This window comes from Stappia sp. TSB10P1A, assembly GCF_900185725.1.
In the GTDB taxonomy this organism is placed as follows: domain Bacteria; phylum Pseudomonadota; class Alphaproteobacteria; order Rhizobiales; family Stappiaceae; genus Stappia.
The window spans coordinates 74728-96960 of the sequence record NZ_FYAU01000014.1; the positions used below are offsets into that span (position 1 = coordinate 74728).

Annotated in this window: 23 protein-coding genes and 1 tRNA gene; 13 read left to right on the forward strand and 11 right to left on the reverse strand. The window is 67.8% G+C overall.

Features of this window, described 5'->3' with window-relative positions:
• The first annotated feature begins 29 nt into the window (after positions 1-29).
• The 8 genes from TSB10P1A_RS03910 to TSB10P1A_RS03945 all read left to right on the forward strand — a co-directional run bounded on the left by TSB10P1A_RS03910 (position 30) and on the right by TSB10P1A_RS03945 (position 10058).
• Positions 30-713, forward strand: coding sequence for a Maf-like protein (locus TSB10P1A_RS03910; protein WP_186386589.1), 684 nt, complete (start codon positions 30-32; stop codon positions 711-713).
• 130 nt (positions 714-843) lie between these two features.
• Positions 844-2355: an AMP-binding protein gene (locus tag TSB10P1A_RS03915; RefSeq protein ID WP_186386590.1), complete on the forward strand. Its 1512-nt coding sequence runs from the start codon at positions 844-846 to the stop codon at positions 2353-2355.
• 89 nt (positions 2356-2444) lie between these two features.
• A complete protein-coding gene (yacG, locus tag TSB10P1A_RS03920; protein WP_186386591.1) occupies positions 2445-2687 on the forward strand; it encodes a DNA gyrase inhibitor YacG in 243 nt (80 codons plus the stop codon).
• A gap of 128 nt (positions 2688-2815) precedes the next feature.
• Positions 2816-3652 carry a FecR domain-containing protein gene (locus TSB10P1A_RS03925; protein WP_186386592.1) on the forward strand — a complete coding sequence of 279 codons (837 nt, stop codon included), beginning with the start codon at positions 2816-2818 and terminating at the stop codon, positions 3650-3652.
• Between the two features lie 160 nt (positions 3653-3812).
• On the forward strand, positions 3813-5450 hold the full coding sequence (locus tag TSB10P1A_RS03930; RefSeq protein ID WP_186386593.1) for a bifunctional UDP-sugar hydrolase/5'-nucleotidase: 1638 nt from the start codon (positions 3813-3815) through the stop codon (positions 5448-5450).
• Positions 5451-5647: 197 nt separating this feature from the next.
• Positions 5648-6988 (forward strand): tetratricopeptide repeat protein, encoded by a 1341-nt coding sequence (locus tag TSB10P1A_RS03935; protein ID WP_186386594.1) that lies wholly within the window; start codon positions 5648-5650, stop codon positions 6986-6988.
• Positions 6989-7040: 52 nt separating this feature from the next.
• On the forward strand, positions 7041-9800 hold the full coding sequence (locus tag TSB10P1A_RS03940; RefSeq protein ID WP_186386595.1) for a FecR domain-containing protein: 2760 nt from the start codon (positions 7041-7043) through the stop codon (positions 9798-9800).
• Positions 9801-9982: 182 nt separating this feature from the next.
• A tRNA-Phe gene (locus tag TSB10P1A_RS03945) sits at positions 9983-10058 on the forward strand.
• A gap of 398 nt (positions 10059-10456) precedes the next feature.
• Here TSB10P1A_RS03945 and TSB10P1A_RS03950 read toward each other — a convergent pair.
• From TSB10P1A_RS03950 to TSB10P1A_RS04000, 11 genes are all read right to left on the reverse strand, one after another.
• Positions 10457-11938, reverse strand: coding sequence for a tripartite tricarboxylate transporter permease (locus TSB10P1A_RS03950; RefSeq protein ID WP_186386596.1), 1482 nt, complete (start codon positions 11936-11938; stop codon positions 10457-10459).
• 4 nt (positions 11939-11942) lie between these two features.
• Positions 11943-12383 (reverse strand): tripartite tricarboxylate transporter TctB family protein, encoded by a 441-nt coding sequence (locus TSB10P1A_RS03955; protein ID WP_186386597.1) that lies wholly within the window; start codon positions 12381-12383, stop codon positions 11943-11945.
• 63 nt (positions 12384-12446) lie between these two features.
• Positions 12447-13133, reverse strand: a complete 687-nt coding sequence (locus TSB10P1A_RS03960) for a GntR family transcriptional regulator (protein ID WP_186386598.1) — start codon at positions 13131-13133, stop codon at positions 12447-12449.
• Positions 13134-14003 carry an alpha/beta fold hydrolase gene (locus TSB10P1A_RS03965; RefSeq protein ID WP_186386599.1) on the reverse strand — a complete coding sequence of 290 codons (870 nt, stop codon included), beginning with the start codon at positions 14001-14003 and terminating at the stop codon, positions 13134-13136.
• 18 nt (positions 14004-14021) lie between these two features.
• On the reverse strand, positions 14022-14612 hold the full coding sequence (locus tag TSB10P1A_RS03970) for an amino acid synthesis family protein (RefSeq protein WP_186386600.1): 591 nt from the start codon (positions 14610-14612) through the stop codon (positions 14022-14024).
• A gap of 20 nt (positions 14613-14632) precedes the next feature.
• On the reverse strand, positions 14633-15607 hold the full coding sequence (locus TSB10P1A_RS03975) for a tripartite tricarboxylate transporter substrate binding protein (RefSeq protein WP_186386601.1): 975 nt from the start codon (positions 15605-15607) through the stop codon (positions 14633-14635).
• 450 nt (positions 15608-16057) lie between these two features.
• On the reverse strand, positions 16058-16582 hold the full coding sequence (locus TSB10P1A_RS03980; RefSeq protein WP_186386602.1) for a hypothetical protein: 525 nt from the start codon (positions 16580-16582) through the stop codon (positions 16058-16060).
• Positions 16579-17124, reverse strand: coding sequence for a hypothetical protein (locus tag TSB10P1A_RS03985; protein WP_186386603.1), 546 nt, complete (start codon positions 17122-17124; stop codon positions 16579-16581). The genes TSB10P1A_RS03980 and TSB10P1A_RS03985 overlap by 4 nt, the downstream gene beginning before the upstream one ends.
• A gap of 264 nt (positions 17125-17388) precedes the next feature.
• Entirely contained in the window at positions 17389-18435 is a 1047-nt protein-coding gene (locus TSB10P1A_RS03990; RefSeq protein WP_186386604.1) for a YeeE/YedE family protein, read from the reverse strand.
• Between the two features lie 40 nt (positions 18436-18475).
• The gene (locus TSB10P1A_RS03995; RefSeq protein ID WP_305849892.1) at positions 18476-18817 is read right to left on the reverse strand and encodes a helix-turn-helix transcriptional regulator; all 342 of its coding nucleotides are present in this window, start codon (positions 18815-18817) and stop codon (positions 18476-18478) included.
• A gap of 93 nt (positions 18818-18910) precedes the next feature.
• Positions 18911-19393 (reverse strand): thioredoxin family protein, encoded by a 483-nt coding sequence (locus TSB10P1A_RS04000; RefSeq protein WP_244292966.1) that lies wholly within the window; start codon positions 19391-19393, stop codon positions 18911-18913.
• An 82-nt stretch (positions 19394-19475) separates the two neighbouring features.
• Here TSB10P1A_RS04000 and TSB10P1A_RS04005 point away from each other — a divergent pair, with 82 nt between their 5' ends.
• From TSB10P1A_RS04005 to soxZ, 5 genes are all read left to right on the forward strand, one after another.
• Complete coding sequence (locus TSB10P1A_RS04005; protein ID WP_186386606.1) at positions 19476-20213, forward strand: cytochrome c biogenesis CcdA family protein; 738 nt, start codon at positions 19476-19478, stop codon at positions 20211-20213.
• Positions 20214-20247: 34 nt separating this feature from the next.
• The gene (locus TSB10P1A_RS04010; RefSeq protein WP_186386607.1) at positions 20248-20808 is read left to right on the forward strand and encodes a thioredoxin family protein; all 561 of its coding nucleotides are present in this window, start codon (positions 20248-20250) and stop codon (positions 20806-20808) included.
• 119 nt (positions 20809-20927) lie between these two features.
• Complete coding sequence (gene soxX, locus TSB10P1A_RS04015; RefSeq protein WP_186386608.1) at positions 20928-21401, forward strand: sulfur oxidation c-type cytochrome SoxX; 474 nt, start codon at positions 20928-20930, stop codon at positions 21399-21401.
• Between the two features lie 30 nt (positions 21402-21431).
• On the forward strand, positions 21432-21851 hold the full coding sequence (gene soxY / locus TSB10P1A_RS04020) for a thiosulfate oxidation carrier protein SoxY (protein WP_186386609.1): 420 nt from the start codon (positions 21432-21434) through the stop codon (positions 21849-21851).
• Between the two features lie 24 nt (positions 21852-21875).
• Positions 21876-22205 (forward strand): thiosulfate oxidation carrier complex protein SoxZ, encoded by a 330-nt coding sequence (gene soxZ, locus TSB10P1A_RS04025; protein WP_186386610.1) that lies wholly within the window; start codon positions 21876-21878, stop codon positions 22203-22205.
• Positions 22206-22233 lie beyond the last annotated feature (28 nt).

Sequence of the window (22233 nt, forward strand, 5' to 3'; positions counted from 1 at the left end):
GCCACCCGTGACAGAGAGATAGCGGTCCGATGAGCGCCGCAGCTTCCGACGACAGCAAGACCGCAGGGGCCCGCGGGACGGGCGCGCGCCCGACGCTCGTGCTTGCCTCCGGCTCGCCGCGCCGGCTGGCGCTGCTCCAGCAGATCGGCATCGATCCGGACACGCTGCTGCCCGCCGATATCGACGAGACGCCGCGCCGGGGCGAGACCCCGCGTGCGCTGGCGCAGCGGCTTGCCCGCACCAAGGCCGAGGTGGCGCGCCGCGCCGCCGACCGCAATCCGGCGCATGTCGACGGGCTGGTGCTGGCCGCCGACACCGTCGTCGCGGTCGGGCGCCGGATCCTGCCCAAGGCCGAGACCCATGAGCAGGCGCTTGCCTGCCTCGAACTGCTCTCCGGGCGCGGCCACCGCGTCTATACCGGCCTGTGCGTCAGCGCCCCGAAGGATGTGGTGCGCCAGCGGCTGGTCGAGACGCGCGTGCGGTTCAAGCGCCTGTCGCGCGCCGAGATCCACGCCTATCTCGACAGCGGCGAGTGGCGCGGCAAGGCCGGCGGCTATGCCATCCAGGGCCTTGCCGGCGCTTTCGTCGCCAAGCTGGTCGGCTCCTACACCAATGTGGTCGGCCTGCCGTTGCACGAGACGGCGAACCTGTTGGCCGGGCTCAAGTATCCGGTTCTTGCCGGCTGGGCCGACCCGGCCGCGATCCGACCCTGAGGCGCTCCGGTCCGGCCGGGCGATTGCCGCTTGGCCTTGCCGGCGGTTCCTGTCACAACGGGTCGGGTCATGAGGCTGGGGCACGTCCGTGCCGGCTGCTCGGGGGGATCATGCGAAGCGGGGAATGCCGATGAATCTCGCAGCCTGGCTGGCGCGTGCCGGACGCGCGCGCGCGGATGCCGTGGCGCTGGCGCGGGGGACGTCGCCGGTCGCCAGCTATCGCGACTTCGCCGGGCGGGCGGCCCGGCTCGCCGGCAGCCTGGTCTCGCAATACGGCCTTGTCCGCGGCGACCGGGTCGCCATCGTCGCGAAGAACGGCCCGCATTATCTCGAGGCGCTCTATGCGATCTGGTGGGCCGGGCTGGTCGCGGTTCCCGTCAACGTCAAGCTGCACGGCGCCGAGATCGGCTGGATCCTGGAGCATTGCGGTGCGCGCCTCGCCTTCGTCAGCACCGGCATGGAGGCGGATGTCGCCGCCTATGCGCCCGAGGGCCTGCGCGACGTGGTGACGCTCGGCGGGCCGCCGTTCTGGGCGCTGGTCGCCGGCGATCCGCTGCCGCTTGCCGATGCCGCACCGGACGACCTTGCCTGGCTGTTCTACACCTCCGGCACCACCGGCCGGCCCAAGGGCGCGATGCTCAGCCACCGCAACCTTGCGGCCATGAGCCTTGCCTATCTCACCGAGGTCGATCCGGTGGCGCAGGGCGACACCCTGCTGCACGCGGCGCCGATGAGCCATGGCTCCGGCCTTTACGCCATGGCCCATGTCATGCGTTTCGGCATCAACGCGGTGCCGGAGTCCGGCACCTTCGAGGCCGGCGAGGTGCTGGAGATCATCGCCCGCACCCCCGGCGTGTCGATGTTCGCCGCGCCCACCATGGTCCGCCGGCTGACCGAGTCTCCGGTCGAGGCGATGGCGGAGAATATCCGCACCATCGTCTGGGGCGGGGCGCCGATGCATCTGGCGGACACGCGCCGCGCCATCGACCGCTTCGGCCCGCGCTTCGCCCAGATCTACGGCCAGGGCGAAACGCCGATGACCGGCACCGTGCTGTCGAAGGCGGACATTGCCGACCGCGACCACCCGCGCTGGGAGGCAAGGCTCGCCAGCGCCGGCCTTGTCAGCTCAGTGGTCGAGATGCGGATCGAGGGCGCCGCCGCCGATCACGGCGCGACCGGCGAGATCCTGGTGCGCGGCGACACGGTGATGCTCGGCTACTGGGACAATCCGCAGGCGAGCGCCGAGGCGCTGCGCGGCGGCTGGCTCCATACCGGCGATATCGGCAGTTTCGATGCGGAGGGCTATCTCACCCTGCTCGACCGTTCGAAGGACGTGATCATTTCCGGCGGCAGCAACGTCTATCCGCGCGAGGTGGAGGAGGTGCTGCTGACCCATCCCGGCGTGCGCGAGGTCGCCGTCATCGGCCGGCCGGATGAGGAATGGGGCGAATGCGTCGTCGCCGTCTATGCCGGCGAGGCCGAACCGGCCGATCTCGACGCGCTCTGCCTCGAGCGGATCGCCCGCTTCAAGCGGCCGAAGGACTATCTGCGGGTCGACGACCTGCCGCGCAACAGCTACGGCAAGGTGCTGAAGACCGAATTGCGCGCCCTCGACCAGCGCCGCCGGCGCGCCAGGGGCTGACGCAGGGCCGCCGGGGTCAAGGTCGACGCCGGAGGGCGGGTCGGGTAGAACTGGCCGACGAGGGCCGGGCACGGGACGAAGGACAGGCAATGACGGGCGAAGGGCGCGAGGGAGACAGCAACGGGGGCGACCGGCAGAGGCGGGCGCGGCCATGCCCCGTCTGCGGCAAGCTCTCGGTGGAGCGCTTTCATCCCTTCTGCTCGTCGCGCTGCGCCGATGTCGACCTCAACCGCTGGCTGTCGGGCAGCTACAGCGTGCCGGTGGTCGAACTGGAGCCGGAGGACCTTGCCGCGCTGGAGGCGATGCAGGACACTGGCGAGGACGGCAAGTGAGCCGGACGTGACGCACGGGATTGCGCCGGTGTGTGATCCCGATCACCGCCCGGTCCCGGAGACCTGATAGGCTTGCCGCAGGATGAGCGGGAGAGCCTGCTTGTGACCCGCCGACAGGAGCCTGGACCATGGCCGTGACATTTCGCCCCCTCGCCCTTGCCGCAGCGGCCTGCGCCCTGCTTGCCGCCGCCGCTCCGCAGGCCCTGGCCAGCGAGCGGGTCGGGGTGGCCAGCGCCGTCAACCAGAGCGCCCAGAGCCAGCGTGGCGGCGCGGGAATGCGCACCATCCATATCGGCGCGAATTTCGTGAACCGCGAGAAGATCGAGACCGGGGCCACCGGCCTTGTCCAGGTTCTGCTCGCCGACGGGTCCAACTTCGTCGTCGGCCCCAATTCCACCCTGGTGATCGACGAATTCGTCTACCGCCCCTCGGAGGGCGGCGGGCGTCTCGTGGCGACGTTCGGCCGGGGCGTTGCCCGCTATGTCGGCGGCCGCATCTCCAAGGAGCGCGGCGGCGTCACCATCAACACCCGCCAGGGCACCATCGGCGTGCGCGGCGGCATGGCCAATCTGGTCGACCGCGGCAACGAGGCGATCTTCTCCTTCCTCTATGGCAAGGACCTGACCTTCACGGGCCGGGACGGCAAGACCACCCGCGTCTACCGGCCGGGCTTCTCGATCCAGGCGAGCGGCGGGCGGGGCGTCAGCCAGCGCACGCCGCAGGCGCTGATCGCCAGCGTCAACCAGATCCTGGCCGGCAATCGTCCGTCCGGCAAGCGGCCGACCGGCAGCCAGCTTGCCGGCTTCGCCGCCGTCAATTCCACCCTGCCGCCGTCGGCGGAGGCCCGCTATCCGGCTCCGATTCTCGGCCAGCCGGCTTCGCCGACCCAGCTTCTCGATCTCAGCCACGCCAATTCCGTGGTTCTGCAGGCGACCAAGCAGTATTGCGGTTACTACTGCTACTGACGCGCCGTGCGGCCTGGCCGCGTCATCGGGTACGGTTGATCTGGCTCCGGCAAGCTGGCAGTGTCGCGTGAGCGAAGCCGGGGGCACCTTCGGCCGGGTTTGGCGGCGCGGGCGGGGCCAGGGCATGGCGCCCGGCGGCGGCATGTGAGGAGTGAGCGGGATGCGGTTGGCTTCGTTCGGCGCGGGTGCGCTGTCTGTGATTGGCGGGATGCTGCTGTCGGCGTCCCTCGCGGTTGCTCCGGCCCAGGCCGATTTTGCCCTCACCATCCTGCATATCAACGACCTGCACTCGCGGCTTGAGCCGATCAATCGCTTCGATTCCACCTGCGATGCCAAGGACGATGCCGAGGGCAAGTGCTTCGGCGGCATCGCCCGGATCAAGAGCAAGATCGACGAGCGGCGCGCGGCGCTGGCCGCGGCCGGCCGCAATGTCATCACCCTGGATGCCGGCGACCAGTTCCAGGGCTCGCTGTTCTACACCACCTACAAGGGGGCAGCGGCGGCCGAGTTCATGAACATGATCGGCTTCGACGCGATGGCCGTCGGCAATCACGAGTTCGACGACGGGCCGGCCGGCCTTGCCGCCTTCCTCGAGGCGGTCGAGTTCCCGGTCCTGTCCGGCAATATCGACGTGGAGAACGAGCCGGCGCTCAAGGGCAAGGTGCCGGGAGCAATCGTGATCGAGGTCGGCGGCGAGAAGATCGGCATCGTCGCGGTGCTGGCCGAGGACACGGTCGAGACCTCGTCTCCCGGTCCCAATGTCCTTTTCCAGCGCGCCGAGACCTATCTCAAGGGCGCGGTGGAAGGGCTGCAGGCGGCCGGCGTCAACAAGATCATCGCGCTGACGCATATGGGGCTGCCGCGCGACATGGAGATCGCCGCGCGGGTGGCCGGGGTCGACGTCATCGTCGGCGGCCATTCCCACACGCTGCTGTCCAACACCCATGAGGGCGCCGCCGGTCCCTATCCGTTGCTGGTGCAGAATCCGGCCGGCCGCCAGGTGCCGGTCGTCCAGGCCTATGCCTATGGCAAGTATCTGGGCGAGATCGAGATCGTCTTCGACGATGCCGGCAAGGTGATCTCCGCCGCCGGCAACCCGATCCTGCTCGACGCCTCCGTGCCGGCCGACAAGGCCGCCGCCGCCCGCCTTGCCGAACTTGCCGCACCGCTGGAGGAAATCCGCGCCAAGGTGATCGGCAGCACCAGCGAGACCATCGACGGCTCGCGCGAGACCTGCCGTGCCCAGGAGTGCTCGATGGGCAACCTGATCGCCGATGCCATGCTCGACCGCACCAGGGCGCAGGGCGTGCGGATCGTCATCCAGAACGGCGGCGGCATCCGCGCCTCCATCGATGCCGGCGAGATCACCATGGGCGAGGTGCTCACGGTGCTGCCGTTCCAGAACACCCTCGCGACGTTCCAGATCAAGGGCCGCGATGTCGTCGCGGCGCTGGAAAACGGCGTGTCGCAGGTGGAGGAGGGGGCCGGCCGCTTCCCGCAGGTCGCCGGTATCCGCTTCTCCTGGACCCGCGCGCGCAAGCCCGGCGAGGGGCGAATCATCCAGGTCGAGGTTGAGGGCGACGCCGGCTGGGAGCCGCTCGACATGGACGCGACCTATCTGGTCGCGACCAACAACTACATGCGCGGCGGCGGCGACGGCTACAGGATCTTTTCCGAGGCCGGCACCAATGCCTATGATTATGGTCCGGGGCTGGAAGAAGTGGTGGCCGACTATATCGGCGCCCGTGCCGACGGCTATGTTCCCTATACCGACGGCCGCATCCGCGAAGTGCAGTAGCAGGCCCGCACGGCCGGGGGCATGTGCCCGGATTGCAACATGCCCCCCAATATTTGACGAGGCCTCTTCTTGAGGCAGGACTCGTCGCGGCCGCGTGGCGTAATGTCCTCCCGTTCTAATGTGTTTTTTGATTGGAGGGGCCGGTGAGCTTGGCGGTCTATGCCCGGCGCGAGAGTCTGCGTTTCGCTGGATGTGCCGTGGCCGCCCTTGTCGCGTTTGCCTGCATGCCGGCGCCGGCTGCGCTTGCGCAGGGCGCTCCGCAGGGCGCGCAGGTGTCGCTGTCTCACGAGCAGCTCCGCGCCCGCCAGGCCGAGTTGCTGGCGGCGATGATGCGCGATCCGGCCGACCTCGACATCGCCTTCGAATATGCCAACCTGTCCGCCCGCATGGGCGACTACGAGGCCGCGATCGGCACCTTCGAGCGCATGCTGATCTATGCGCCGGGCCTGCCGCGCATCCAGCTCGAACTCGGCGTGCTCTATTTCCGGCTTGGCTCCTTCGATGCGGCGCGCTCCTATTTCGAGCAGGCGCTTCAGGCGCCGAACGTGCCGCCGGAGGTGGCTGAGCGCGTCCAGACCTTCATGACCGCGATCGACACGGCCGAGGATCCGGCCAAGTTCTCGGCGACGGTGATGACCGGCCTGCGCTGGCAGTCGAATGCCAATGCCGGGCCGGGCGGTCGCTTCGTGACGTTGAACGGCATCTCCTTCCTGCTCGACGACACCGCCGTCGGCCGCGCCGACTGGAACGCATTCGTTGCCGGCAACGTGCACGCGGCCTATGACCTCGGCACCCAGGGCGACCTGCTGGAGGCGGACCTGCTGTTCTATGGCGGGCGCTATTTCGACAGCACGCGGCTCAACACCGAACTCGCCGAACTGACCTTCGGGCCGTCGTTCAACATGGCCCGCTTCGACATCGACAATGCCCGCTTCGGCGTCTACGGCATCCTCACGGGCGTGCGCCTCAACGAGACCAACTATACCGGCGCCACCGGCTTCGGCGCTCGCTTCGCCATCCAGCCGGACCCGCGCTCGTCGATCAATGCCAAGGTCGAATACCGCTACCGCTGGTATCGCGATAGCGCCACCTATCCGACCGTCAGCAACCGCAACGGCTATCAGATCCTGGCGCAGTTGAGCCATGCCTACCAGTTCTCGCAGGCCTGGTCGGGGCGGGTGTCGCTGCTCGGCGACTATGAGGAGGCGGCGGCCCGTTTCGAGCAGAGCTGGGAGATCGGCGCGACGGCCGGGCTCACCTATCGCTTCGCCTCGCCGGTCGAGATGCTGCGCACCGTCTGGTCGATCGATGCCGATGTCGGCTATGTCCGCCGCGCTTTCGCGGCGCCGGACCCGGTGGTCAGCTTCACGGAAAGCCAGCGGGACAACGAGTTCTGGGTGCGCGGCGCGCTCAACGTGCCGTTCCGCCCGGACATTGCCATGTCCCTGTCCGGGGAGTTCCGTAGGCTGCAATCCAATTACCAGACACGCGATTATTCCAATGCGTCCGTGACGCTCAGTCTGATCAAGACGTTCTGATCTTCTGATTTACGCCGTCCTATCGGGGGCTGATATGCGCAGGCAGTGTTTCATGGCGGCTCTCGGGGCTGCCCTTGTCGTGGTGCCGGGTACTGCTACGGCGCGCAACGACGTGGGCGTTGCGGCAGCGGTCAATCAGGACGCGCGGCGCACGCCGCCGGGCGCCGGCACCCGCACCGTGGTGCTCGGCGACACGCTGATCTATCGCGAGCGGATCGAGACGGCCGGCGAAGGGCTGGTGCAGATCCTGCTGGTCGACGGCTCGACCTTCACCGTCGGCGCCAATTCCGACCTTGTCATCGACGAATTCGTCTACGATCCCGATGCCGGGACGGGCAGGCTGGTCGCCTCCTTCGGCAAGGGCGTCGCCCGCTTCGTCGGCGGCAAGCTCAGCAAGAACCCGGGCGGCGTCACCGTTAACACCCCGGTCGGCACCATCGGCATCCGCGGCGGCATCGCCAATCTCAACCTGACCGACGGCGCGGGGCGCTTCTCGCTGCTGTTCGGCAAGGAACTGAGCTTCCGCGGCCCGGACGGCCAGACCCGCCGCATCTACGAGGCCGGCTACACGCTCGCCGTCGCCGCGGCGGCGGCCGGGGGCTACCGGCCGGAGATCCGGCGCACCAGCCAGGCGGACATTGCCGGCGTGCAGCAGGGGCTGGCGGGGCGCGGCGGCCAGACCGGCGGCGCATCCAGTTCCCCGACCGACGCCCGCGTGCGCGACTCCGGCATCGGCCAGGGCAATTCCGGCCAGCCCGTCGTCACCGTCATGCCGCGCCCGCGGCCGCTGGTGGTGGCCTCGACCGGCATCGACGACGGCGGCTACATCGTCAGCGACATCGTGCCCGGCGCCAACGGCAACCACATCCGCGAGATCGTCAATGATCCGCCCCAGGTGGACGGCACGCAGGTGGTCCTGCGGGTGCTGACGACCGGCTCCTCCTACGATCCCTCGCTGGAAACCTTCACGGTCTCCAACCCCGGCCGGCAGGGTCTGGTTGGCGGGTCCGCGGCCACCGACACCACCGCCACCTTCACGATCACCGGCGGCGGCACCCAGCTCACCGGGACGATCGGCGGCGAGACAATCACCATACCGCTTCCCGCCGGCGGCCAGGCGGCGTTCCGTGTCGTGACCTCGGGCGGGCGCACGGTGGTCGGGACGGTGCACCGCAACGGCAACCATTTCCTCGCCTTCACCTTCTTCGAGGAAATCTCGTCCTCGGTGCTGGCGGTCAACGATCCCGTCATCGGCATCTGGGGCACGCGCACCGATCCGGCGACGCTGCGCGCCACGGCGGTCAACCAGATCCGCCGCTACCGCCTGTCGGCCGATCCGTTGCAGGTCGCCAGGACCGGCGTTGCCCACGACCTTTATTTCCTCAACCCGCTGGCGGGAGAGTTGCTCGGCCCCGCCTTCCTGCAGACCGTGCGCACCAGCGATTTCCTCGTCGTCACGGGCTCCGATCTTGACGACGACGACGCGCGCTACCTTGTCGCCTCGATGTCCATCCAGGGCAGCGGTGCCGCCCAGGCGTCGGCGATCTCGGTGTCCACCGGACTGATCTACGAGGACGAGACGGAAGGCTTCGTCATCGAGGGGCCGCGGCGCGGCGGCTTCCGCATCTCCGGCTACGACCCTTCGGTGTTGCATGGGGGGCCTGTCGATTCCGTGCCGGGCGCGGATGGGGGCCACATCTTCGGCCCGAACGCGGAGAATTTCGTGCTCGGCTTCGATGTCGGCGGGCTTGAGACCGGCACCGACGTGTCGGCGCGCGGGCCGTATCCCTATGGCTCGTTGACCGAGATGGTTTCCGGCTACACCCATGTCGGCCAGCTTGAGTCGGTCTCGCCGACGGGCGAGTTCATCCGCACCAGCCGGGTGCTCAACGGCTATGCCTCCGGCATGGTCGAGGCGGCGACGAATGGCGGTGTCGCAACGCCGTTCTGGTCCCTTGCTCCGGAGATGCTCACCATCGCCTTCGATGCCGGCAACAATTCGGTCGGCGCGTCGATGACGATCCTCGACACGTTCGACGGCGACGATCACCTTGCCGGCCTGGTGCTCGGCTTCGGCGACAGCCTGTTCACCTGGAGCGGCGACGGTCATTCGGCCCTGATCGACGACGATCGCTACGCGTTGAGCGGCAATTTCGGTGAGACCTTCGCCGTGACCGACGATGGCGAGATCATCGCGCCGGACAGCAACCCGCGCAGCTACATGATACCTTCGACGCTGGTGGCGGGGGCCGACGACGCCCTGTTCACGGATGTCGCGCGCTGCACCTGCGCCTTCCTGGAATGGGGCTATTGGGGCACCCGCTTCCGCGGCGAGGACACGTCCGAGACGGCGCCGTTCGATCCCCGGCGGCGCGATTTCGTCCATCTCGGCACCTGGGCGGCGGGCGATGTCTCCACCATCGGCGAGCTGCCGCTGACCGGCACGGCCTCCTATGCCGGCCATGCGGTCGGCAGCGTCACCAACATCACCAATGATGGCCAGGCACAATATCTGGCGGCCGGCAATTTCAACATGACCTTCGATTTCGGCGCGCGCACCGGCGAAGCCAGCATCAGCAATTTCGATGGTCGCAGCTTCGGCGGCTCGGTCTACTCCCCCACCGGCAGCCCGAGCGACCTCAGCCATTTCGTCGGCGGCCTCGGCAACATGAGCGAGACGGTGTCGGGCGTGCTGACCGGCTCTTTCGTGAACGGTCCGATGGGCGCGGCGCAAGGGGTGGTCGGCAGCTTCGGCATCTCCGACATCACCGGCGCCTACACCGCCACCGGCGTCGTCGTCGGCCAGCGCTAGGCGAGCCGTTTCAAGGACTTGCCCGCCGCCAGGGTCGGTTTGCCGAGCCAGTGGCGGGCATGGCCCCGATGCCTGTCCGGCTTGTGCAAAACTTTGCAAGGGCAACTGGACAGGCTTGGTGCGAGCCTCTATAAGACCGGCACTCCGATGCGACGCAGGCAGATGGCCGCGCCGCTTCGCGGGCCCAGGTAGCTCAGTTGGTAGAGCAGCGGATTGAAAATCCGCGTGTCGCTGGTTCGATTCCGGCCCTGGGCACCACTTTCCCTTAGATAAATCCCTACAGACCAAGCCCTTAACGGCGTCCCTTTAACGGTGGCATCGTGTAACTTGGCGAGTCCGTCGTCGAGCCCTGCGTCACGCATCCGGTCCTGTCGATGTGACGCCCGCCGCAACGGCGGCCCGTGAAGTTGGCGCCGGACCTGCGTTGAGGATGTCGTGCAAGGGGAGTGGCGGGCGGAAGATGGGCGGACCGGGCCTGCACAGGTGCCGAAGCGTCCGCTGCCGGAGCGCCCGCTGCGGGAGCGTCTGCCGTGCGTTGCCTCTGCGCGGTCGCGGATCGTGACCGCCCGCGGCGAGGCGAGCGTGGTCACGCCGAAGCTGCGCCCCGAACGGACGCCATCGGCCGCCTCGTCAATCGGCGTATCAATCGGTCGCCCTCAGTCGTTCCCCTGTACCGGCGAATTTCGTTTCAGGAGAGCCCAGAGCAGGATTGCCAGCGTGAGCAGCATCAGCGCGGCGGTGGCGGGACGCGAGAACATCTCGATGTAGCTGCCGCGATGGATCAGCAGCGCCCGGCGCAGGTTCTCTTCCAGCATGGGTCCGAGAATGAAGCCGATGAGCAGCGGCGCCGGCGAATAGTCGAAGAGCCGCAACAGGAAGCCGACGAAGCCGAAGCCGAGAACCAGCCATACCGCGAAGGCGCTGTTGGTGAGCGTGTAGACGCCCGCGCAGATCAGCGCCACGATCACCGGATACATCATCGAATAGGGGATGCGCAGCAGCCAGAGCCAGATGCCGACCAGCGGCAGGTTGAGCCCCAGCAGGAGGATGTTGCCGAGCCAGAAGCTCGCGATCAGGCCCCAGAACATCTCCGGCTGCTCGAAGATGAACTTGGGACCGGGCGAGATGCCGTGGATCATCAGCGCGCCAAGCATGATCGCCATCGTCGGGCTGCCGGGAATGCCGAGCGACAGGGTGGGAATGAAGGCGGTCTGGACGGCCGCGTTGTTGGCGGCCTCGGGCGAGGAAATGCCCTCGATCGCTCCCTTCCCGAACCGGTGCGGCGTCCGGCTGATGCGTTTTTCGACCGCGTAGCCGATCAGCGAGGCGATGGTCGGCCCGGCGCCGGGCAGCGGCCCGACCACGCTGCCGACCCCGGCGCCGCGCGCCATCGGCAGCAGCGTCTTCAGGAATTCCGGCCGGCTCGGGATCATCGAGCGCCACGTGACCTTGGGCATCGGGCCGCGCGCCTTCTGGGCGCTGATCGCGAAGATGATCTCGCCGACGCCGAACGTGCCCAGAGCCAGCGCGACCAGGCTGACGCCGTCGAAGAGCTCCGGAACGCCGAAGGTGAAGCGATAGTCGCCGCTGTTGACGTCGATGCCGACGGTGCCGAGCAAGGCGCCGAAAAGCACCATCGCGATCCCCTTCAGCGGCGGCCCGTCGGAGATCGTGGCCGCCATGATGATGCTCAGCAGCAGGATCGCGGCATATTCGGACGGACCGACGGCGACGGCCAGCCGGCTGATCACCGGCGAGAGGAAGGTCAGCAGCAGGATGCCGACGGTTCCTCCGAAGAACGACACATAGGTGGTGACGGTCAGCGCCACGCCGGCCTTTCCGTTCTGGGCCATCGGATAGCCATCGAGACAGGTGATGGCGTTCGACGAGGTGCCCGGCAGATTGAGCATGATGGAGGCGGTCGAGCCGCCATATTCGGCGCCGTAATAGATCCCCGACAGGAACACCAGCGCCGTTGTCGGGTCGAGATAGAAGGAGACCGGCATCAGCAGCGAGATCGCCGACAAGGCCCCGACGCCGGGCAGCACCCCGACCAGCGTTCCAAGGAAGACACCCGCGAAGCAATAGACCACCGAGGTCAGCGTCAGCGATGCGAAGCCGAGCGTGAACAACTCCATCGGATCACACCTTGATCAGAGCCGTGGGGGAATTCAGCCCGATCACGAAGACGAGCCAGACGAGCAGGCAGGAGAAGAGGACGATGCCGATCGTTTGCCGCAGTCCGGCGCCCCGGTCGGCCAGGCACGCGAGCAGGACCGAGACGCCAAGGGCCGGAAACAGACCGAACCGTCCGATGATCAGCGCGAAGCTCGCGACGCTGAATGCGATCAGAAGCAGCTCGCGCCGGGGAATGTGGACGGGCGTCGCCGACGCGCGCAGCCCGCCGATCGCGATGACAGCGCCGAGCAGCACCAGCGCCCCGCCGATCAGCAACGGAAAGTAGCCAGAGCCCATCCGCGCGGCGCTGCCGATGCCGTAGTCGAAGGCGCGATAGGCCGCGGCGGCTCCGATCAGGGCGAGCAGGAAACCGCTGATGGCGTCGCGATTGAGCTTCGGCTGCATGGGGGGGCGGTCTCTTTGTGCGATGATGGGGCGCGATTACGGGGGCGCGATTAGTGGGCACGATTAGGGGGCAGAAGGCGCCGGCATCGCGGCCTTGGCCTGAGCGCGGGCGTTGCGAATGTGTATGACCGCGGCCTGCTGGGCGCCCGGAACGTTCCCCTCGCGGATGCAGGACAGGATGTCGCGCATCTCCTTCAGGCTCTCCTTCGGGCGCCCGGGCCGGGACATCGAGCGCGAGCGCAGCAGGTTCACCCGCGCGAGGAGGCCGCGCAGGATGTCGGCGAGGATGTCGTTGCTGCAGCCCTGGAACATCACCTCGTAGAAGGTCGTCGTGGCCCCGATCAGTTGAGCCGGGTTCAGCCCCTCGGACGAGGCCTGCTCGAATTCCTCGAGTGCCGCGTCCATCCGCTCCAGGTGCTCGCCGGTTGCGGCGAGCGCGAAAAGGCGCACGACCTCCGGTTCGATCAACTCCCGCACGTCGTAGATCCGTTCGGCCTCCTCCCAGCCGAGCTTGACCACGATCGGGCCCCGGTTGGGGCGGACCTCGACCAGGCGCTCCGCCTCGAGCTGACGGAGCGCTTCGCGGACCGGCGTGCGCGACGCATCGAGGTGGGAGCACAGCTCGGCCTCGGACAGCCGCTGGCCGGGCACGAACACCCCGGTGATGATGTCGGCCCGCAATGCATTGGTGACGCGCTCGCGCACGCTGCCGCCGCGGACGCGCGCCGTATCGCTGGTGTTGCTGTCCATCTATCTCCGTCCTGCGTCTCTCGCTCCGGCGACACGGTCGAGAAATGCGCCGACCGCACGGTTGAAGCTTACCGGATTGTCGTCATGCACATAGTGCCCGGCACCTTCGATCTCCTGGGCGACCACGCGCGGGTTCGTTTCGCACATTCGCTGGACCCGTGCCGGGTCGAGATAGTCGGAGTTTGCGCCGCGCAGCACGAGAACGGGGCAGGCGAGGCCGGACAGGGCCGGCCAGAGGTCCGGGTTCGGTCGCACGCTGGCCTGCTCGATCCGGCATTTCCCGATCCCGAGCTGATCGTGGCGCCAGACGATCTTGCCGCCGACGGCTTTCATCGAATGGGTGATGCGCGATTCGATCGCCGCGTCGGTGACGTTCGGCCGGATCGACCGCCAGAAGGCGCGCGCCTTGTCCAGATCGTCGAAGGAGAGCGGCGTCGTTTTAAGTTCCTTCAGGATCCGCTCGATGCCGGCGCTGCCGTCGGCCTCGGGTCCGCTGTCTTCGAGTATCAGCGACGCGAAGCGCTGGCCATGTGTCAGCGCATAGGTCAGCGCGTTGATGCCGCCCATGGAGTGGCCGAGAACATGGAGCGTCTCGGCCCTCAGGTGGTCGACAAGCGCGCCCAGATCGGCAGCGTATTGATCGGCGAAGTAGTTTCGCGCCGGATCCCAGTCCGTTTCTCCCCGGCCGCGCTGGTCGGGCGCCACCACGTAGAAGCGATCCGCGAGGGTCTGCGCCAGTCCGGCGAAGGTCCGGCCATAGCTGCGCAGACCATGCAGGCAGATCAGCATCGGGCGGCCGGGATCGCCCCAGGTCAGATAGTGGAACCGCAACCCGTTCAGGTAGACGAAACTGGACCGCTCCCGGTGCATCGTGTCTGGCTCCGCGTTCTATTCGGCCGCGAGCGGTGCGACCTGCGGTCCGCCGAGGCGTGCGTGGATACGTCCGCGCGTCGCGACGGCGAAAGCCACCACCACCTCGTCGGCATTGGGCGCATCGTCGAAATAGGCGCTCACCGTGTCGTAATAGGCGCGCGCATAGAGTTCGCCGATATGGGCGAGCGGCACGTCGATCAGGGCGCCCGGGCCGCTGCGCTTGCCGGTCGAGGGAATCCACTCCTTCGCGCCGGGGAGCACGGCCCGGATCGGGGTCGCGAAACGGGCGGTGATGAAGGCGTTGCCGTGCTCGTATTCGCCGGCGCTGCCGACGACGCAGGCCTTGCCGTAGCTTTCGGCCTGCGCGCCGCCCAGGGCGGTGAGGATGCGCCGGGCAAACTCCTCTCCCAGTCGGTCGCTGCCATCGATGATCTCGCTCAGATCTCTGCTGAACCGGCCCGCATAAGGGTTCCTGATCGCCGCGGCGATCAGGATCTTGCGCAAGGGAGCACCTTCGTCCGACTCATAGATCTCGTTGGTCAGGACTTCCTGTTCCTGACCGTACCAACGGCGGATCTGGTAGTCGGCGATGTTGTCTTGACGCATCGTCTCGTTGACCTTTCAGCTTACTCGGAAATGTCGATATTGGTGGTGGCGAGGATGTGTCTCACCAGCGCCACGGAGGCGTCGCGCTTCTTCTCCAGCTCTTCCGGCGAGCTGCCCTGCGCCGTGACGCCGAGCTTGGCGAACTCCTCCTGCGCCTCCGGCTGGTCGAGGACCGTCTGGATCGCCTTGGAGACCTGGGTGCGGATCTCGGCCGGCACCCCCGACGGGGCGAAGATCCCGAACCAGCCGGCGTCGTCGAGATCCTCATAGCCTTCTTCGGCGAAGGTCGGAATGTCGGGGAACTGCGACAGGCGCTCTGGCGCTGCCACCGCCAGACCCCGCATGGCCCCGTCATCGAGCGAGGCGGTGAGTGCGGTCACCGTCAGGAAGGCGCTGTCGATATGGCCGCCGGTCACGTCGGCAACGGCGGGGGCGGATCCCTTGTAGGGCACATGGATCGTCTCGGCGCCGGATCTGGAGGCGAGCAGCGTGCCCAGCAGGTGCGGCGTCGAGCCGACGCCGAAAGTGCCGTAGGTCAGCGGCCGCGCTTTCGAGGCGTCCACATAGCCCTTCAGGTCCGTGATCGGCGATGACGCCGGGACCACGAGGATGAGCGCACTGTTGGCGACCATGCTCACCGGATCGAGGCCGGTGAGCATGTCGCCCATCTTGTCCTCGTGCAGCACCGGCGAGATCGCGTTGGTCGAGGAGGTCCCGAACAGCAGCGTGTAGCCGTCGGCGGGCTGCGTCTTCACATAGGCACCGGCAACGGCGCCGCTCGCGCCGGGACGATTGTCGACGACGACCGGCGCCCCGAGCGCGGTCTCCAGCTTGTTCGAGACCAGCCGCGCCAGCAGGTCGGTGCCGCCACCTGGAGCGAAAGGCACGACGAGCGTGACCGGACGGGCGGGATATCCCTGGCCCAGGACCGGGCCTGTCAGCCCGGCGGTTGCCGCGACGCAAGCTGCGGCCAGCAGAAAACAGCGACGGTTCATGTTCCCCTCCTCTTAATACAAGATTGTATGATAATCACATCATACGTTCTGAGTTTCAAGGCCTGATTTGCGCGTCGAAGAGAGGCCCGTTCTGCGACGGGCGATGTGTCTCGGGTTAGGGTCCTGACCCTGACCCTCGTCCGAAGGCGCAGAGCGGCGGCTGAGGCAGCTTCCTTCCTTCAAAACGACGGCATGTTGCGCGGACAATCCAAAGGCCCGAACGATCGGGCGCGCGGTCCGCACCGGGGGCGGACGCGTCTGCCTTTTCAGCTCTCGATGCTGGGCGGATGAGACTTTCATGCCTCGTCGATGCCGCGCTGGCATGCGAGACCGGCCTTTCTCAAGGCAACCTGGAGCGCGCGATCGAACTGTCCGATCCGATCCCGGTGTCGGCACCGTCAGCGAGGGCCGGGCAGGGCGGCTCGCACCGCGCAGTTCACTCCGGCCGGTTCACGCCGGAACCACCACCGCGTTCACCGGCGCGGCCATGATGCGGAACGCCAGTTCTTCCTTGAGTTCGCTCCAGCGGGCCTGCTCGGCGGGTGTCAGCGGCCGCTGCTTGGAGGTTCGTCCGATCGCGACGAACTCCGCGCCGACGGCGCCGGAGGCCGTGACATAGGCGCGGGTGTGGCCGTCCACGGTCACCTCGAACCAGAACCCGCCCTCCGCGGCTTCCGGAGCGCTGTGCGGCGCCATCGCCGTATCGATGTGATAGGCGCCCCGGCTTGTGGTCCGCGCGATCATCTCGACGGCATCGCGCACGCCGAGACCGGGAAAGGCGGTGCGCACGGACACGGTTTCCCGGTCGGGCGGGCCGGCCGGCGACAGGTCGGCGAAGGCGCGCTGCATCAGACGGAAGCCGAGCGCGACACCGCCGATATTGGTGCGGCCATGATACTTGATGCAGTCCTCGTAGGTGATGGCGAGCGTGGTGCCATGGTCGATGATGGCGAGTTCGGGAGCGACGATCGTCATGGCATGTGAACCTTGCGGCTGTGGAACAGGGCATCGTCGGGGGCCCCGAGCAGGCGGCCGATCACGGTGTGCTTGGCGATCTGATAGGCGGCGAGTTCCTCCCGCGTGCCTTGGCCGTCCTGATGACGGCGGATCTGGTCGACGAAGGCGTCGGTGAAATAGCCGTCGGCCAGCCAGTAGCCGCTTGCGCGGGAGCCGACGGCGATCTCGAAATAGAACCTGCCGACGATCGCCGCCGGGGCGTCCGGCGGGCCGGCCTCGGGATCCACGGTCAGGCGGCCGCGCGTCCGTGCCCGGGTGATCATCTCGACGCAGTCGAGAATTCCGGCTCCGGGGAAACCGACCAGAACCCGGATGTCGTCGCGATGCGGCGGGCCCTCGGGGCTGAGATCGGCAAAGGCGCGCGCGAACAGCCGCAGGCACAGGGCCGTGGCGACGATCTGGCCGGGACCGGCGTAGCGCACCAGGTCGTCGCGGCCGATGGCCACCACGCCGTCCTGGTCGCGCACCACGACACATTGCACGGGGACGCCCGCGGTCACCGCTTGCTGCGTCGGGGCGGAACGGATGGGCTGAGGAACGTGGTCAGGCATGGGATTCCTGCTGCTTCGGCGGGGCGGAGCACGCCGACGAGGGCCGCGAACACCGCGCGGCTAATATGAATTAATGTCTCAAGTTTGCAGCGGAAAAATGCGGTCCCAGGCGGGGTTGCGCTGCCGTGACGCAGGCGCGCTGTCGCGCCCGCCGGCAGGACGGCCGGGGCGTTGGGAGGCGTGGAGGAGGCTGCCGGGCGCGCCGGAGCCGGGCTATTCCGGCTGGAAGCCGCCGATCAACTGCCGCAGGCCGATGACCCCGCCGACGAGAATGGCGGCCAGCGTCGTCGGGCCCGACCAGGCCAGCGCGGCGCTCGCCGTCACCCCCTGGCCGACCGAGCAGCCCATGGCGACGACGCCGCCGATGCCCATCAGCATGGCGCCGCTGACCTGACGGCCGAGTTCGCGCGGGTCCTCGCAGGCTTCCCAGCGGAACAGGCCGCGGATCGACGAGCCGATCAGCGCGCCGCCGATCACCCCGATCACCGCGCCGACGGAAAAGCTGATGCCGCCGGCGGTCGAGGTCATCAGGAACACCAGGGTGCGCCCCACCGGAGCGGTGAAGGACGGGCCCTCGACGGAGACGGCGCCAAGGCTGATGTCGGAGAGATAACTGGTTCCGGCGAAGCACCAGACGACGGCGACGCCGGCGGCGATGCCCCAGCCGATCATCCGCGGCGAGCGGCGCAGCGGCGCATGGGCGAGGCCCCAGGCGAGGCAGGCGAGGCCGATGACCACCACCGTCACCACGGCGGGGATGCCGAGCAACGAGTTGAGATCGTGGACGATACCCTGCGGCCCGGTGGCGTCCGGCTGGGGAAACAGGGCGGTGCGCACCGGCGCCAGCGGACCGGACAGGGCGATGAAGCCGAAGATGCCCATCACCACCACGACGACCAGCGAGCGCAGGTCGCCGCCGCCGAAGCGTACCAGGGCGCCGAAGCCGCAATTGCCGGCCAGCGCCATGCCGTAGCCGAAAACGAGGCCGCCGAGGATCGAGGCGAGCGGGTTCCAGGAAATCGAGTGGTAGAAGCTGCCGCCGAGATCGACGATGCCGGCCATGGCGGCGAACTGGGTGCCGAGAACGGCGACGCCGACGACGATGCCCCACAGCCGCAGCATCGTCTGGTCCTTGCCGTAGACCGCGCTTTCCAGCGCGCCGAGCGTGCAGAAATCGCCGAGCCGGGCCGCCAGTCCGAGCACGATCCCGCCCGCCAGCCCGACCAGGGCCGCAAGCAGGCCAATTGGCACCGCGTCCATGCCTTTTCCTCCCTCCCGAATGATGTCGCGGCGGCCGGTCTTATGCCGGTTTCGGGAACAGCCGCGCCAGGGTTTCGATCATCGCGGCCACCTTCGGGTCGAGGATCGAATAATAGATCGCCTGCCCGTCCCGCCTGGCGCTTACCAGGCCTTCGAGACGCAGGCGCGCCAATTGCTGGCTGACCACAGCCTGACGTGAGGACAGCAGATTTTCAAGCTCGGTGACGCTCTTGGCGCCGCCGTGGAGATGGCACAGGATCGTCAGCCGCCCGTCGTGACCGAGCGCCTTGAGGAAGGTGGCGACCTCGTTGGCCTGCCCGACCAGATCGTCCAGGTCGACAGTGTCCGTCTCGCCCTCACTGATATCCTGCGTGCCGGACAAGAGAATGGCCCCAATCGTCGCGTGGCCTTTCATAGAGCGGCCGTAGCGGCATCGCAACCGAAACCGGCGCGATGCGCCCGCCCGTCCGAGGCGTCAGCGGGCGTCGGCCCGGGCGATCAGGGCGGCGAGCAGGGGCCAGAAGAAATCCTCACCCGGGTAACCTTCCAGGCGGCCGATCTCGCGACCGCCGGCCAGCAGGATGAAGGTCGGGGTGAACACCGGCGGCGCCGCCAGATGGATGTCGTCCGGCACCGGCGCGCGCAATTGCTGGCTGCGCAGCGGCGCCTGGCGCCCCTCGTCGGTCAGCGGATATTGCGGGCCGATCTCCTCGTGCCAGCGGGCGCAATAGGCGCAGCCCGGCTGCTCCACCATCAGCAGTTCGAGCGGGGCTGCGGCCACCGAAGCGACCGGCGAATCGGCCACCGCCCGCGGCGCGGTCATCGTCAGTCCCGCGAGGAGCAGGCCGGGAAGGAGCAGGCCGGGAAGGAGCAGGCCGGAAAGGAGCAGGCTGGCCAGGGCGAGACGGCCGAGGCGACGGCGTGCCGGAAGACTGTCGAGAGGGAGGCGGCGGAGCATGTTGACAAACCTATATTCACATAGGAATATCCTAATATAATTGAATAGACCGAACAAGGCTGACGCGTCGGGGGAGGGGCGGATGCTGGAAATCAGCTTCGGAGGGGCCGCCCTGGCGGGGCTGCTCTCCTTTTTTTCGCCCTGCATCCTGCCGATGGTGCCGTTCTATCTGTCCTATATGGCCGGATTGTCGGCGGCGGAACTGCGGGAGGGCGAGGTCATCTCGCCCGGCGCCCGGCGCCGGCTGATGGTCCAGGCGCTGGCCTTCGCGCTCGGTGTCACCTCCATCTTCGTGCTGCTGGGGCTCGGCGCCACGGCGCTCGGCCGGGTGTTCCTGGAATGGCGGGAGGTGCTGTCCTGGGCAGCGGCGGCGGTGCTCATCCTCTTCGGCCTGCATTTCCTCGGCGTGCTGCGCATCGGCCTGCTCTATCGCGAGGCGCGGGTGCAGAGCGGCGCGCGGCCGACGACGCTGGTGGGGGCCTATGTCATGGGCCTTGCCTTCGGCTTCGGCTGGACGCCCTGCGTCGGCCCGGCGCTGGCGGCGATCCTGATGGTCGCCGGCGGCATGGGCGAGGTCTGGCGCGGCGGCGCCCTGCTGCTCGTCTATGGCCTTGCCATGACCCTGCCCTTCGTCGTCGCCGCGCTCTTCGCCGGGCCGTTCCTCGGCTTCGTCGCCCGCCACCGCCGGCTGATGGGCTATGTGGAGAAGGCGATGGGCGTGATGCTCATCCTGTTCGGCCTGCTGATCGCCACCAATTCGGTCAACCTGATCGCCGACTGGATGATCCGCAATTTCGACTGGAGCGCCACGCTGACCTGACCGCCCCGCTGACCTATCGAAGGGAGATATCGTCATGATCCGTCTTGCCATTCTTGCCGTCATCGGCTGGCTGGCCGTGCTGCCGGCCTCCGCCGCCGAGCTCGGCGACGACGGTCTGCACAAGCCGGCCTGGCTGCGCGAAACCTTCAAGGACCTGCGCGAGGATCTCGCCGAGGCCAATGCGGAGGGCAAGCGGCTGATGATCACCATCGAGCAGCGCGGCTGCATCTATTGCACGCGCATGCATGAGGAGGTGTTCACCGACCCGGCGATCGAGGCGCTGATCCGCGAGCAGTATTTCGTGGTGCAGATCAACCTGTTCGGCGATGTCGAGGTGACCGATTTCGACGGCACCGTGCTGCCGGAGAAGGCGATGGCGACGCGCTGGGGCGTCCTGTTCACGCCGACGCTGATCTTCCTGCCGGAAGCCGTTTCGCCGGATCAGACGACCGCTGAGGCGGCTGTCGCGATGATGCCGGGCGCCTTCGGCAAGGGCACGACCGAGGCTCTGCTGACCTGGGTGCGCGAGCACGGCTACGAATCGGGCGAGCACTTCCAGGCCTATCTGGCGCGCCGCATGGCCGGACAGCAGTGACCCAAGCGTTTGACAAACAGAGATAAATTAAGACATTCAAAAAAATATATATCTCTATTGCAAGAAGGATGGCAGGGTTGCTATCCTTGCAACCGAGGAAGCACTCTGGGAGGAGAGCAATGACACGCTGGCTCGTGCTGGGGGGCGCAATGGCCATGGCCATGGTGGCGCCCGCCCTGTCTGAAACCGCACCCAAGGAAGTCAAGTACGAGGAGGGGGCCGTCGCCGCCTCGCTCACCGGCGTCCCCGGCGATCCCGAGGTCGGCATCAAGGTCATGACGACCAATGCCCTCGGCAACTGCGTCGCCTGCCACGCCATCGAGGCGCTGCCCGATGTCGAGTTCCCCGGCACGATCGCGCCGATGCTGGACGGTGTCGCCGATCGCTATGACGAGGCGCAACTGCGCGGCATCGTCGCCAATGCGAAGATGACCTTCGACGGCTCGTTCATGCCGGCCTTCTACAAGACCGACGGCTTCGTCCGTCCGGGCGACGGCTTCAGCGGCAAGGCGGGAACCGAACCGCTTCCCCCCGTCCTCAGTGCGCAGCAGATCGAGGATGTGGTGGCCTATCTTCTCACCCTCAAGGACTGACGCGGCAGCGCGACGCTCAAGGAGATGACTATGAAACTGACACGACGCGAGGTGCTCTGGGTCGGGCTTGGCGGCCTTGCCGTGGCCGCCGTGCCGGGCCTTGCCCGGGCCGCGACCATTGAGGAACTGACGGCGGCCTTCACCGGCGGCGCCGCTCCGGCGGGCGAGGGGATCTCGATCACCGCGCCGGAGATCGCCGAGAACGGCAACACGGTGCCGATCGGCGTCGATGCGCCGGGCGCCGTCGCCATCATGCTGCTGGCGACCGGCAATCCGGAGCCGGCGGTGGCGACCTTCACCTTCGGCCCGGCGGCCGGCAGCCAGCGGGCGGCGACCCGCATCCGTCTCGCCCAGACCCAGGACGTGGTCGCGCTGGCGAAGATGGCCGACGGATCGATCCGTCAGGCGCAAGCGACCGTCAAGGTCACCATCGGCGGCTGCGGCGGCTGATCGTCAGGCAACAGGAGAGGCAATATGGCAAGCGATGCAAAGCCCCGGGTCAAGGTCCCGAAGTCGGCGTCCGCCGGTGAGGTGGTGACGATCAAGGCGCTGATCAGCCACAAGATGGAATCCGGCCAGCGCAAGGACAAGGACGGCAAGCTGATCCCGCGCTCGATCATCAACCGGTTCACCTGCGACTTCAACGGCGTCAACGTCGTCGATGTCGCCATCGATCCGGCGGTGTCGACCAACCCCTATTTCGAGTTCGACGTCAGGGTCGATGCGGCGGGTGACATCAAGTTCACCTGGTACGACGACGACGGCTCGGTCTACGAGGACGTCAAGGCGATCGAAATCGCCTGATCGCGCTGCCACACCGAGTTTGGGAGGA

Bases quoted from the DNA above. Each gene is read 5' to 3' on its own strand.
- TSB10P1A_RS03960 (WP_186386598.1), bottom strand. From the start codon at position 13,133: ATGGACAGCAACACCAGCGATACGGCGCGCGTCCGCGGCGGCAGCGTG.
- TSB10P1A_RS03940 (WP_186386595.1), top strand. From the start codon at position 7,041: ATGGCGGCTCTCGGGGCTGCCCTTGTCGTGGTGCCGGGTACTGCTACG.
- TSB10P1A_RS04010 (WP_186386607.1), top strand. From the start codon at position 20,248: ATGATCCGTCTTGCCATTCTTGCCGTCATCGGCTGGCTGGCCGTGCTG.
- TSB10P1A_RS03980 (WP_186386602.1), bottom strand. From the start codon at position 16,582: ATGACGATCGTCGCTCCCGAACTCGCCATCATCGACCATGGCACCACG.
- TSB10P1A_RS03975 (WP_186386601.1), bottom strand. From the start codon at position 15,607: ATGAACCGTCGCTGTTTTCTGCTGGCCGCAGCTTGCGTCGCGGCAACC.
- TSB10P1A_RS03925 (WP_186386592.1), top strand. From the start codon at position 2,816: ATGGCCGTGACATTTCGCCCCCTCGCCCTTGCCGCAGCGGCCTGCGCC.
- soxZ (WP_186386610.1), top strand. From the start codon at position 21,876: ATGGCAAGCGATGCAAAGCCCCGGGTCAAGGTCCCGAAGTCGGCGTCC.
- TSB10P1A_RS03970 (WP_186386600.1), bottom strand. From the start codon at position 14,612: ATGCGTCAAGACAACATCGCCGACTACCAGATCCGCCGTTGGTACGGT.
- TSB10P1A_RS03930 (WP_186386593.1), top strand. From the start codon at position 3,813: ATGCGGTTGGCTTCGTTCGGCGCGGGTGCGCTGTCTGTGATTGGCGGG.
- soxX (WP_186386608.1), top strand. From the start codon at position 20,928: ATGACACGCTGGCTCGTGCTGGGGGGCGCAATGGCCATGGCCATGGTG.
- TSB10P1A_RS03910 (WP_186386589.1), top strand. From the start codon at position 30: ATGAGCGCCGCAGCTTCCGACGACAGCAAGACCGCAGGGGCCCGCGGG.
- TSB10P1A_RS03965 (WP_186386599.1), bottom strand. From the start codon at position 14,003: ATGCACCGGGAGCGGTCCAGTTTCGTCTACCTGAACGGGTTGCGGTTC.
- soxY (WP_186386609.1), top strand. From the start codon at position 21,432: ATGAAACTGACACGACGCGAGGTGCTCTGGGTCGGGCTTGGCGGCCTT.
- TSB10P1A_RS03955 (WP_186386597.1), bottom strand. From the start codon at position 12,383: ATGCAGCCGAAGCTCAATCGCGACGCCATCAGCGGTTTCCTGCTCGCC.
- yacG (WP_186386591.1), top strand. From the start codon at position 2,445: ATGACGGGCGAAGGGCGCGAGGGAGACAGCAACGGGGGCGACCGGCAG.
- TSB10P1A_RS03950 (WP_186386596.1), bottom strand. From the start codon at position 11,938: ATGGAGTTGTTCACGCTCGGCTTCGCATCGCTGACGCTGACCTCGGTG.
- TSB10P1A_RS03915 (WP_186386590.1), top strand. From the start codon at position 844: ATGAATCTCGCAGCCTGGCTGGCGCGTGCCGGACGCGCGCGCGCGGAT.
- TSB10P1A_RS03990 (WP_186386604.1), bottom strand. From the start codon at position 18,435: ATGGACGCGGTGCCAATTGGCCTGCTTGCGGCCCTGGTCGGGCTGGCG.
- TSB10P1A_RS04000 (WP_244292966.1), bottom strand. From the start codon at position 19,393: ATGCTCCGCCGCCTCCCTCTCGACAGTCTTCCGGCACGCCGTCGCCTC.
- TSB10P1A_RS04005 (WP_186386606.1), top strand. From the start codon at position 19,476: ATGCTGGAAATCAGCTTCGGAGGGGCCGCCCTGGCGGGGCTGCTCTCC.